Annotated in this window: 10 protein-coding genes and 1 riboswitch; of the genes, 8 read left to right on the forward strand and 2 right to left on the reverse strand. The window is 58.6% G+C overall.

Annotated features, from left to right (window positions below; all coding sequences use genetic code 11):
• Positions 1-14: 14 nt before the first annotated feature.
• Positions 15-608, reverse strand: coding sequence for a hypothetical protein (locus C0557_RS07665; protein WP_208658044.1), 594 nt, complete (start codon positions 606-608; stop codon positions 15-17).
• Between the two features lie 206 nt (positions 609-814).
• The gene (locus C0557_RS07670; RefSeq protein WP_208658045.1) at positions 815-1,438 is read right to left on the reverse strand and encodes a glutathione S-transferase family protein; all 624 of its coding nucleotides are present in this window, start codon (positions 1,436-1,438) and stop codon (positions 815-817) included.
• A 221-nt stretch (positions 1,439-1,659) separates the two neighbouring features.
• A riboswitch (guanidine-I (ykkC/yxkD leader) is annotated at positions 1,660-1,758 on the forward strand.
• 57 nt (positions 1,759-1,815) lie between these two features.
• On the opposite strand from C0557_RS07670, the gene C0557_RS07675 reads away from it, so the two are divergent.
• The 8 genes from C0557_RS07675 (at position 1,816) to C0557_RS07710 (ending at position 11,884) form a co-directional block, all read left to right on the forward strand.
• Entirely contained in the window at positions 1,816-2,874 is a 1,059-nt protein-coding gene (locus C0557_RS07675) for a putative urea ABC transporter substrate-binding protein (RefSeq protein WP_208658046.1), read from the forward strand.
• An 18-nt stretch (positions 2,875-2,892) separates the two neighbouring features.
• The gene (locus tag C0557_RS07680; protein WP_007374057.1) at positions 2,893-3,708 is read left to right on the forward strand and encodes an ABC transporter permease; all 816 of its coding nucleotides are present in this window, start codon (positions 2,893-2,895) and stop codon (positions 3,706-3,708) included.
• Positions 3,705-4,481, forward strand: coding sequence for an ABC transporter ATP-binding protein (locus C0557_RS07685; protein WP_208658047.1), 777 nt, complete (start codon positions 3,705-3,707; stop codon positions 4,479-4,481). The genes C0557_RS07680 and C0557_RS07685 overlap by 4 nt, the downstream gene beginning before the upstream one ends.
• Positions 4,482-4,485: 4 nt before the next feature.
• On the forward strand, positions 4,486-5,202 hold the full coding sequence (locus tag C0557_RS07690; RefSeq protein ID WP_208658048.1) for an urea amidolyase associated protein UAAP1: 717 nt from the start codon (positions 4,486-4,488) through the stop codon (positions 5,200-5,202).
• 11 nt (positions 5,203-5,213) lie between these two features.
• The gene (locus C0557_RS07695; RefSeq protein ID WP_007374060.1) at positions 5,214-5,846 is read left to right on the forward strand and encodes an urea amidolyase associated protein UAAP2; all 633 of its coding nucleotides are present in this window, start codon (positions 5,214-5,216) and stop codon (positions 5,844-5,846) included.
• A 152-nt stretch (positions 5,847-5,998) separates the two neighbouring features.
• The gene (gene uca / locus C0557_RS07700) at positions 5,999-9,601 is read left to right on the forward strand and encodes an urea carboxylase (RefSeq protein WP_208658049.1); all 3,603 of its coding nucleotides are present in this window, start codon (positions 5,999-6,001) and stop codon (positions 9,599-9,601) included.
• A complete protein-coding gene (atzF, locus tag C0557_RS07705; RefSeq protein ID WP_208658050.1) occupies positions 9,598-11,397 on the forward strand; it encodes an allophanate hydrolase in 1,800 nt (599 codons plus the stop codon). The genes uca and atzF overlap by 4 nt, the downstream gene beginning before the upstream one ends.
• A 103-nt stretch (positions 11,398-11,500) precedes the next feature.
• Positions 11,501-11,884 carry a biofilm formation regulator BssR gene (locus C0557_RS07710; protein ID WP_007374064.1) on the forward strand — a complete coding sequence of 128 codons (384 nt, stop codon included), beginning with the start codon at positions 11,501-11,503 and terminating at the stop codon, positions 11,882-11,884.
• Positions 11,885-11,892 lie beyond the last annotated feature (8 nt).

Consider the following 11,892-nt stretch of genomic DNA (forward strand, 5'->3'; position numbering starts at 1 on the left):
AAATATTGCAGGATTTACGCACTGCAACCAATAATCACCACGCCCACTTTATGGCACGTTTCGTCATGGTTTTTACCGCGACATTTGCAGATCCAGACCGGTTCATGGTGAATGGAGTAAAAGGGTGAATAATGTTGATCAAGCGCGTCGCCTGCCCGTTTAACGCTGAGCGGGCTGAAGTCCCGGTAAAACCCGATGCTCCAGACAGAACGCTGTTTTTGGCCGGTTTTCTTGAAGTGAGAACTGACGATTTCATCGTTTTTCAGTAAATCCTTCCACATATTATTGATGAGCGCAGTGGGCCTTTTATTGAGTTTGAATTCCAGATAGATAAATTTATCCAGTCGCGTTCGTTGTTTGCGAAAAATCAAATCAACAAACATGTGCTGACGCCCCGTTTGATATCGTTGATCCGCCGTGGCTCTGACTTCTCGCCTGGCTTTATACTTTAAAATATGTTCGAGATAATACTCAAATTCAATTTGAAACCACTTTTCCCAGTCATTAGTGCCTTTATCTAATATATGTGAAAGTTTTGTTTTTGTATTTTTATCGGTGAGGAAAGCCTGAAGAGATTCTTTCACCGTATTGAAATCGTTGCTGCTCACAGACGCATTCCTTTAGCGACAAAAAATAAATGTGGAAAATTATAAGGTAGCGTGAAAAATTTACAATACACCCAATTATGGCGGGGGATATCCGCCGTTAATTTTAATTAAGTCGGCATTTTTATGCTGAGGGAATTAAACCGGCTGAAGAAAGATGAGCAGGGTAATTCCCCTGCATTACCAGCCATATTCCGAATTCTGCTTTCCTACACCATCCCATTATTACCATGGCGCAAAAACGCCGGGCGCTGATTCAGCCGCGCAAACCACGCGTCGATAGCCGGAACCTCCGGATGTTCAAACGGCGTCATTTTCCAGCGGTTCACCGACAGCCCCAGCACGACATCCGCCAGCGTGAAAGTATCGCCTGCGGCAAAGGCGCCGGTGCGTTGCAGTTGCTGCTCCAGAATGGAGATGCAGTGGTTCCACTCTTTGATACCTGCCTCAATGGCTTTTGCATCGTTAAAGGCCGGGTTTTTGCGCGCCAGCGCCGGGAAGACATAGCGCCAGGCGTTGTTAAACTCGGTGGCCTGCCAGTCCATCCAGTGCTCTACAATGGCGCAGGCCTGCGGTTCGGCAGGCAACAGATCGCTGCGCCCCGTTTTACGCGCCAGGTAGCGGCAAATCGAGTTCGATTCCCACAGCACAAACTCATCATCCAGCAGGACGGGCACCATGGCGTTCGGGTTCAGTGCGCGGAAGGCGTCGGTCTCAGTCGAGGCAAAACCGCTGCCGTAATCTTCCTGTAAATAATCCAGCCCCGCTTCCTCGCAGGTCCACAACACTTTACGCACATTGATAGAAGAGGTTTTGCCAAGGATTTTGAGCATATACAAACATCCGTTTGCGTGATTAATCGTTTAAAAACAATACACCAGCCGAATGCATTTCCGCCACTGGCGCCGCAGCACCAGCGTGGTGCAGTGCCTTGTTGTAGCTCACCAAAACAGGGATAGCGTAACGCAACAAATCGCTAACGTTATGACGATAAAGCAAAAACAATCTGGCACAGTGCTTGCAAAAGCGAGAGGGCAGTGCAACACACAATTTGAAAATAGCTGGCTAGGGTTCCGATTCACTTCGGTGGATGTCTGGTCCAAGAGCTGGCGACCTCTGCGAGGTTACACGGCGGGACAAAAACCCGGGAGACAGCAGCACCAATGGGTGTCGCGCTGCCCCCTAACTTTGTGCCAATCAGAGGTCAAGAATGAAGAAATCTCCATTGTTCCGCTCTCTTGTGTTGTCGCTGGCGATGCTGGTCAGTCTCCCCACCTTTGCCGCCGTGAAAAAAGAGTTTAACGTCTGCTGGACTATCTACGCCGGATGGATGCCGTGGGGCACCATCAGCAGTAGCAAAATCATTGATAAATGGGCCAGCAAATACGGTATCAAGATCAATGTCGTGCAACTGAACGACTATATCGAATCCATCAACCAGTACACCGCCGGCCAGTTTGATGGCTGCACCATGACCAATATGGATGCACTGACCATTCCGGCTGCGGGCGGCGTCGACAGTACGGCGCTGATCCTCGGCAGTTACTCCGAAGGCAACGACGGCGTCGTGCTGAAAGGCGAGGGCAAAACCCTCAACGATTTGAAAGGGATGAAAGTCTACCTGCCAGAACTCTCCGTTTCCCACTATCTGCTGGTGCGCGGGCTGGAAAAAGCCGGGCTGGCGGAGAAAGACGTCACCGTGGTGAACACCTCCGATGCGGATATTGTCTCGGCGTTTGGTACGCCAAACGTGCAGGCTGCTGTCGCCTGGAACCCGCAGCTTTCCGTGATTAAAGCCACGCCGAAAACCACCGAAGTCTTTAGCTCCTCGCAGGTGCCGGGCGAGTTGATCGACATGATGGTGGTCAACAGCGCCACCCTGAAAGATAACCCGGCGCTGGGTAAAGCGCTGACCGGCGCATGGTACGAAATGATGGGGCTGATGAAAGCGCAGGACGCCACGGCGCTCAATTCGATGGCCGCCGCTTCCGGCACCGATCTGGCCGGTTACAAGGCGCAACTGAAAACCACTCACCTGTTCTACACCCCGGCGGACAACATTGCTTTTGTGACGTCAGCGGAGCTGGCGAAAACCATGCAGCGCGTTGCGTCATTCTCCTTTGAAAAAGGCCTGCTCGGCGATGGTGCGCAGAGCGCGGATTTTATCGGTATGACCTTCCCCGGCAATGTTACGCAGGGCGATGCGAATAACGTGAAACTGCGCTTTGACGACAGCTTCGTGAAGATGGCCGCTGCCGGCAAGCTGTGATAACTGACGGAGTTCGCCATGCGACAAATTAATCGCCATCCCACCTCTGGCATGCGGACACTGCTGATCCTGCTGCCTTTTGTCCTGCTGCTGGCCGCCTATTTTATGGGCTCGGCAGTACGGCTGGAGGCCAACCCGCAGGACAAGCTGCTGCCCGGCTTGCAACAGATGCTGGACGCACTCTCACGGATGGCGTTTACCCCGGATAAACGCAGCGGCGAATACCTGTTCTGGATGGACACGCTGGTGAGCCTTGGCCGCTTGCTGATGGGCCTGGCTATCGCCTCGGTGATTGGTCTGTGCATCGGCATCACCGCCGGTGTTTTCCCGCTGTGGCGGGCGTCGTTGTCGCCGCTAATGACGGTGCTGTCGATGATCCCGCCGCTGGCGATTTTACCGGTGCTGTTTATCGTTTTTGGCCTCGATGAGCTGTCGAAAGTGATGCTGATTGTCATTGGTATCACGCCGATGCTGGCCCGCGATCTGGAGCAGCGCGCCTGTGAAATCCCGGCGGAGATCCTGATCAAAGCGCAAACCCTCGGCGCCAATAGCTGGACGCTGGTGCTGCGGGTGGTGCTACCGCAGTTGCTGTCGCGCTTGCTGATGTCGCTGCGTCTGCTGCTGGGTTCGGCGTGGCTGTTTCTCATCTCGGCGGAGGCGATTTCCTCAACCGCCGGGCTGGGCTACCGCATTTTCCTTGTCCGTCGCTATATGGCGATGGACGTCATCATCCCGTACGTCCTGTGGATCACGTTGCTGGCATGGCTGATGGATCTGGCGCTGCGTCAGTTACACAAAACCTGTTTTCCCTGGGCGGAAGGAGGGAAGGCATGAGCTTTATCACTATCGACAATATCTGGCAGGAGTACGGCGACCATGTGGTGCTGGAGCGCCTGAACTTGCAGGTGAAAGAGGGGGAGTTTTGCTCGATGGTCGGCGCGTCCGGCTGCGGCAAATCAACCTTTCTGCGCCTGCTGCTCGGCCAGGAAAAACCGAGCCGCGGCGTTATCACGCTGGAGGGAAAACCGCTGAGCGCCGAGCCGGACAGCAGCCGTGGCGTGGTGTTTCAGCGCTACTCGGTGTTCCCGCACCTCACGGTGCTGGATAACGTCGCCATTGGCCTCGAACTGCCGCAATCCCCGTTCTTTGGTCGGCTCTTTGGCGCGAAAAAACGCGCCGCCCGCGAGCAGGCCAGAGAATTGCTGGAAAAAGTCGGTCTTGGTCACGCGCTGAAGAAATATCCGGCGCAGCTCTCCGGCGGTATGCAACAGCGTTTAGCCATCGCTCAGGCTTTCATTATGCAACCGCGCGTCCTGCTGCTGGATGAGCCGTTTGGCGCGCTTGACCCCGGGATCCGTAAAGAGATGCATGCGCTGCTGCTGCAACTGTGGAGTGAAACCCGCATGACGGTCTTTATGGTGACCCACGATCTTTCGGAAGGCTTCAATCTCGGCACCCGCCTGCTGGTGTTCGACAAGGTGCGTATTGATCCGCAGGCGCCAAATGCCTTCGGCGCACGCATCACTTATGACATCCCGCTCAACGAAACGCGGCTCTCCGCGATGAGCGGCGCGAAGCCCGATAACGTCTACGCATTAAGGAGATAATCCTGTGAACCCAACTTCTGTTCTTCGCGACGAGATCCTGCCTGGCGGCGGCCATCTCTCCTTTATTCTCAAACGCGGGCAGATCCTGCGCATGACCGACATCGAAGGCGGCGCAAACGTCAGCCTGATGATGCTCAACGCCCATGAAAAAAGTGAGCGACTGAACCTGCCGGATACCCTGAAAGGCCAGCACACCGCGCGTCTGACGGCCGGGCACTGTTTCTACTCCGATATGGGGCGCGTGCTGGCGGGCATCACCGCCGATACCAGCGGCTGGCACGATCCCTTTGGCGGTGTGCTGAACGCCGCCGAAGTGGCGGAAAAGTACGGCCAGGGGCGCTACCAGGAGCTGCGCAACGGCTTCTTCCGTAACGGTGCGGATAATCTGCTGGTGGAGATGGGCAAATGGGATCTCAACCTCGAAGATCTGCTGATGGTGGTTAACTTCTTCAGCAAAGTGTCGGTCGATGACAACGGCCAGTTCACCTTCCACAGCGGGCATTCTCAGCCGGGAAGCTATGTTGAACTGTTTGCGCCGATGGATGTGCTGGTGGTGCTGACTGCGCTGCAACATCCGATGGACCCTTCCCGCGAGTTTGCGCCGCGCCCGGTACAACTGAGCTGGCGGCAGGCCGAGGATGAGCAGGCGATGATCAATACCCTGCTGACGCGCCCGGAAAACAGCCGCGCCTTTACTAATACCCAACTTTTCGCCCTGTAAGGAGCCGCACGATGACTGTTGCCAGCGAAAAACAAGCCCAGCATGCCGTTTTCCGTCATGTGATCCCGGCGGGCGAACCGTATCTGTTTGAAGTGAAAAAAGGCCAGACGCTGCGCCTGCTGGATCTGGAAGGAAACCAGGCCATTGATACGCTGTTCTACAACGCGCAGAACCCGCGCGAACGCTACGATGCCCAGCGCACGCTGCGTCGGCAGAACAACGCCTATCTCACCAGCGGCAGCGTACTGTACTCCAACCTTGGCAACCCGCTGCTGACCATTGTCGCCGATACCTGCGGTCGCCACGACACCCTCGGCGGCGCCTGCGCGCAGGAGAGCAACACCGTGCGTTATGCGCTGGATAAACGACACATGCACAGTTGCCGCGATAATTTCCTCTGCGCCTGCCTGCACGATGGCCGCCTGCAAAAGCGCGACATTGGCGCAAACATCAACTTCTTTATGAACGTGCCGGTAACGCCGCAGGGCGGGCTGACGTTTGAAGATGGCATCTCCGCGCCGGGAAAATATGTCGAACTGCGCGCCGAGTGCGATGTGATTGTGCTGATCTCCAACTGCCCGCAGCTCAACAATCCATGCAATGGCTGGAACCCGACGCCTGCGGAGGTGCTGGTATGGAACTGACGCCAACTCGCTGGCAGCGCCTGCGCCTGGCGCTTTACCACCTCTACGCGGTACGCGCCGGACGCATCCTGCTGTAATTGCCTTTTCCCCATGGACGACCATGCGGTGAGCCAATGTTCGGCGGGACGACCCGCCACGATTGAGTCTGACCTATGTTTACGAAACTCCTGATCGCCAACCGCGGGGCGATTGCCTGCCGCATCCTGCGCACCTTGCGTGCCATGAATATTGGCGGCGTTGCCGTCTATTCCGATGCCGATATCAGCAGCCTGCATATCCGCGAGGCCGACGAAGCGATTAGCCTTGGCGACGGCCCGGCTGCCGGTACCTATCTGGTGACGGAAAAAATCATTGCCGCTGCCCGTGAGAGCGGGGCACAGGCTATTCATCCTGGCTATGGTTTCCTCTCTGAAAACGCGGCCTTTGCCGAAGCCTGTGAAGCAGCAGGCATTGCCTTTGTTGGCCCGACCCCTGCGCAACTGCGCGTTTTCGGCCTGAAACATACCGCCCGCGCGCTGGCGAAAAAACAGGGCGTGCCAATGCTGGAAGGCACCGAACTGCTGGCGGATGTGGAGGAAGCGCTGCGCGCCGCAGAAATCGTCGGTTACCCGGTGATGCTGAAAAGCACGGCGGGCGGCGGTGGCATTGGGATGCGTGTCTGCACGACGGCGACCGAATTACACGACGCATTTGACGCGGTGGTGCGGCTGGGGAAAAACAACTTTAGCGACGCGGGCGTATTTATTGAGAAGTACATCGCCCGCGCCCGCCATCTGGAAGTGCAAATCTTCGGCGATGGTGCAGGCGAGGTGATTGCCCTTGGCGTGCGCGATTGTTCCGTGCAGCGCCGCAACCAGAAAGTGCTGGAAGAGACGCCTGCGCCAAACCTGCCTGCGGGCATGGAAGACGCGCTGTGCAGCGCGGCCATTAAGCTCGGCAAAGCGGTCAACTACCGCAGCGCGGGCACGGTGGAGTTTGTCTACGACAGCGAAGCCAAACGGTTTTACTTCCTCGAAGTGAACACCCGTTTGCAGGTTGAGCACGGCGTGACTGAGCAGGTGTGGGGCGTCGATCTGGTGGGCTGGATGATTGCGCTCACCGCCGGAGAACTGCCGCCGCTGGCGCAGCTTCGCGACAGTCTGACACCCAGCGGCCACGCGATTCAGGCGCGGGTTTATGCGGAAGATCCTGGCCGCCAGTTCCAGCCATCCCCCGGTTTACTGACTGACGTGGCATTTCCGGCGGACGATCGCCGGACATTGCGTATCGATAGCTGGGTGGAATCCGGCTGTGAAGTGCCGCCATTCTTCGACCCGATGCTGGCGAAAATCATCGCCTGGCAGCCAACGCGTGAGGCGGCGGTGCATGCGCTGCACGACGCGCTGGGCGCCACCCGTTTATACGGCGTGGAGACCAACCGCAGCTATTTACAGCAGATCTTAACCTTTGCCCCGTTTGCCAACGGTGAACCCTGGACGCGCTGTCTCGAAGGGCTGACGTATCAGGCGCACACGCTGGAGGTGCTGAGCGTCGGGACGCAAACCACCGTGCAGGATCATCCCGGGCGCGTGGGCTACTGGGCGGTGGGCGTGCCGCCATCCGGGCCGATGGACAACCGTGCGCTGCGTCTTGGCAACCGTCTGCTGGGCAATGATGACAACGCGGCGGCGCTGGAGATCACCCTGAGCGGCCCGACGCTGAAATTTAACTGCGATGCACAGGCGGTTGTTACCGGGGCGGATATTGCGCTGACGCTCGATGGTGAGCCGCTGGCGATGAACCGTATCTTCACGCTGCGGGCGGGGATGACGCTGCACATCGGCGATATCTGCGGTGACGGTGTGCGCAGCTACCTCTGCCTGCGCGGGGGATTCCAGGTACCGGAGTACCTGGGCAGTAAAAGCACCTTCACGCTGGGGCAGTTTGGCGGCCATGCCGGGCGCGCGCTGCGTACCGGCGACGTGCTGCATCTGGTGCCGTTAACGGCACCGTGCCGCGAAACGGCGCTGCCGCAGGCGCTGCATATGCAGCTTTCCCCGGTACGTGAGCTGCGGGTGATTTACGGCCCGCACGGCGCGCCGGAGTACTTCACCCCGGCGTATATGGCGACCTTTTTGGCGACCGACTGGGAAGTGCATTTCAACTCCAGCCGCACCGGCGTGCGCCTGATCGGCCCGAAACCGGAGTGGGTGCGCGACAGCGGCGGCGAAGCCGGGCTGCATCCCTCCAATATTCACGACAACCCGTATGCCATCGGCGCGGTGGATTTTACCGGCGACATGCCGGTAATTCTCGGCCCGGACGGCCCGAGCCTCGGCGGCTTTGTTTGCCCGGTGACCATTATCGAAGCGGATTTACCGGCCGTCGGCCAGCTGAAAGCGGGCGATAAAGTGCGTTTTATCCCGGTGGATATCGCCACTGCGCGCCGTCTGGCGCAGGCGCAGGAAGCGCAAATCGCCAGCCTCACGCCGCAGGCGGTGGCGTGGCAACCGGTGGCGTTGGCTTCGCCGATCGTCCTGAGCTGCGGTGAGGCGGATAAGCGCCTGGTGGCGCGGCTTTCCGGCGATACGCATTTGCTGCTGGAGATCGGCGAGCCGGAGCTGGATCTGGTGCTGCGTTTTCGCGCCCATGCCTTAATGCAGGCGCTGGAAGCCCTGGCGCTGCCGGGAGTTATCGATCTGACGCCGGGCATTCGCTCGCTGCAAATTCACTACCAGCCGGAAGCGCTGGGGCTGGCGCAACTGCTGGAGACGGTGGCCGGGCTATGGCAGGGCGTGTGTGAGCGCCAGGATCTGGATGTGCCGTCGCGCATTGTCTGGCTGCCGCTCTCGTGGGACGACCCGGCGTGCCAGAAAGCCATCGACAAATATATGACCACCGTGCGCCGCGATGCGCCGTGGTGCCCGAGCAACCTGGAATTTATCCGCCGCATTAACGATCTGGCGAATATCGATGAAGTCTACAAAACAGTATTTGACGCCAGCTATCTGGTGATGGGGCTGGGCGATGTCTACCTTGGCGCGCCAGTGGCGACACCGCTCGATCCGCGCCATCGGCTGGTCACCACCAAGTACAACCCGGCGCGCACCTGGACGGCGGAAAACTCGGTCGGTATTGGCGGCGCGTACCTTTGCGTGTATGGCATGGAAGGGCCGGGCGGCTACCAGTTTGTCGGGCGGACGCTGCAAATGTGGAATCGCTACCATACGGTGGCGGATTTTGCCGGCAAACCGTGGCTGCTGCGCTTCTTCGATCAGATCCGTTTTTATCCGGTTTCTGCCGATGAATTGTTAACCATTCGTCGCGACTTCCCGCTCGGGCGTTATCCGCTGCGCATTGAGCACACCACGCTGAAGCTGGCGGAGTATCAGCAGTTTCTCGCCGATGAAGCGCCTGGTATTGCTGCTTTCCGCGCGCATCAGCAGGGCGCTTTCGCCGCCGAACGCGATCGCTGGATTGCCAGCGGCCAGGCGCATTTCGACAGCAGTGAAGCGCTGGCGGAAGAGGGCGAAGATGCGCCATTACAGCCGGGGCAACAGGGCGTTGACAGCCCGATCTCCGGCAACTTGTGGCAGGTGAATGTCACGCCGGGCAGCCAGGTTCGCGCAGGCGATGTGCTGGTGGTGCTGGAGTCGATGAAGATGGAGATCCCGCTGTTTGCCGCCCATGACGGCGTGGTAAGCCAGGTGCGCGTGCAGCCGGGTAGTTCGGTGCGCGCGGGTCAGTGTGTGGTGGTTCTGGAGAAAACAGCATGATGCAGCCGTTTGATTTACGCCTTGATGTCTTGGCGCAGGCTTACCGCGACGGCCATTTAACGCCGCGCGACGTGATAGCGACGCTGCGCGCGCGGGCGCTGGCGTTGAACCCGGAATTCAATACCTTTATTTATCTTCTCAGCGCGGCGGAACTGGAGCCGTATCTGGCGGCGCTGGACAACGTGCCGCCTCAGTCGCTGCCGCTGTATGGCGTGCCGTTCGCCATCAAAGACAATATCGATCTGGCTGGCATTCCGACCACCGCTGCCTGCCCGGCATTTGCGTATACCGCAGAACAGGATGCGACCATCGTCGCACAACTGATTGCGCTGGGCGCGGTGCCGCTGGGAAAAACCAATCTCGATCAGTTCGCCACCGGGCTGAACGGCACGCGATCACCGTATGGCGCCTGCCGTAACAGCGTACATGCCGATTATCCGGCGGGCGGCTCCAGTGCCGGATCGTCGCTGGCGGTGGCGCTTGGTCTGGCAAGCTTTGCACTCGGCACGGATACCGCAGGCAGCGGGCGTGTTCCGGCGTCGCTCAATAATCTGGTTGGCCTGAAAGCGACCAAGGGGTTGATCTCCACGGCGGGTGTGGTGCCTGCTTGCCGCACGCTCGATTGCGTGACCTTTTTTACCGCTACCGCCGCCGAAGCCAGCCGTTTGCTGGCGCTAACGGCAGTGAAAGATGTGCGCGATGCGTACAGCCGTAGTAACCCGGCGTGGAACGGTGCGCAGGCTTTTGGCACGCCGCAGCCGGGTTTCCGTTTTGGCGTTCCGGCTACGCTGGAATTCCTCGGCTGTGCAGAGAGTGAAGCGCTGTTTTATGCGGCAAAAGCGCGGCTGGAGTCGCTGGGCGGCGTGCCGGTGACGCTTGATTTCACTCCATTTCTTGCCGCTGCGCGCCTGCTGTATGAAGGGCCGTGGGTGGCGGAGCGTTACCACGTCGTCGGGCCGCTGATTGAAAAACAGCCGGATGCGGTGCTGCCGGTGATCAAAGCCGTTCTGAGCAAAGCGCCCTCCACCGATGCAGTGGCGACCTTTGACGCACAATACCGCTTACAGGCCTACAAAGCGCAGTGCGACGCGCTGCTCAGCGATCTGGACTGCGTGCTGACGCCGACCTATCCACGCCCGGTGACGCTGGCGGAGCTGGCCGAGGAGCCGGTAAAACGCAATGCCGATCTCGGTTACTACACCAATTTTATGAACCTGCTGGATTACGCCGCTGTTGCGGTGCCAAACGGCATGATGGCGAACGGCTTGCCTTCCGGCGTTACGCTGTTTGGCCGCGCGTTTACCGATCAGTATCTGCTGAGCCTTGCCGATGCGATGCAGCGCAACGCGTCGCTGGCCTTGCCAGGCGGGCGGAAAATGGCGGCTGCTGTTCCGGCAAATGCCGCGAGCCACGATCGGCTGGCGCTGGTGGTGTGTGGCGCGCATCTGGACGGGCTGGCGCTTAACGGGCAGTTGCGTCAGCGGGGTGCGACGTTACTTAGCGCCACCCGCAGCGCGCCGCATTATCGGTTATATGCGCTGGCCGACGGTAAACGGCCAGGCATGGTGCGCGATGAGCAGCAGGGCGCGGCGATTGCCGTGGAAGTGTGGGAACTGCCGCACAGCGAAGTCGGCTCTTTCCTTGCCGGTATTCCGGCGCCGCTTGGCTTGGGTAAGGTCGAGCTGGAAGATGGCCGCTGGTTGAGTGGATTCATTTGTGAAAATTATGGCTTGCAGGGGGCGCAGGAGATTACGTCTTACGGAGGATGGCGCGCCTGGCTGGCGTCCGGTTTGTAAAGGATTGTCAATATCGATTAATTATTGACCGCGTGCATGAATTTGTGCAAATAGCAGCCATACTATTAACTTACCCCATTGGCTGACAAGGGAGGAAATAGGTATGAGCTTTGATGAACTTGTTCGTCGCTTGTTGACGAAGTTGACTGCTGCCAGAGCGGACCTTGCGGCCTACACCCAGATGAGGAAGGCGAAAGGTTATATGTCGGTCAGCGAAAACGATCGTCTGCGTGAACGTCTGTTTGCCCTGGCGCTTGAGATTCGTGACAAAGGGGAACGGCTGAATGAAATGCCGGATCGCGAATCGCGGGGTGCGTTGTACCGCGCCGAAGAGGCTCTCTCTTCAGCGGCGGTTTGCCTGATGAGCGGGCGACAGGATTGTCCAACGTATATCTCTGTGAATGCCGACAAACTCGAACGTTCACTGAATGTGCTTGATCACGCCATTCTCTACCTTAACGAGCATTCACCGCTCGAAGAGGCCTAAGCGCAAGG

This window comes from Kosakonia sp. MUSA4 (genome assembly GCF_013085925.1).
Taxonomy (GTDB): Bacteria; Pseudomonadota; Gammaproteobacteria; order Enterobacterales; family Enterobacteriaceae; genus Kosakonia; species Kosakonia sacchari_B.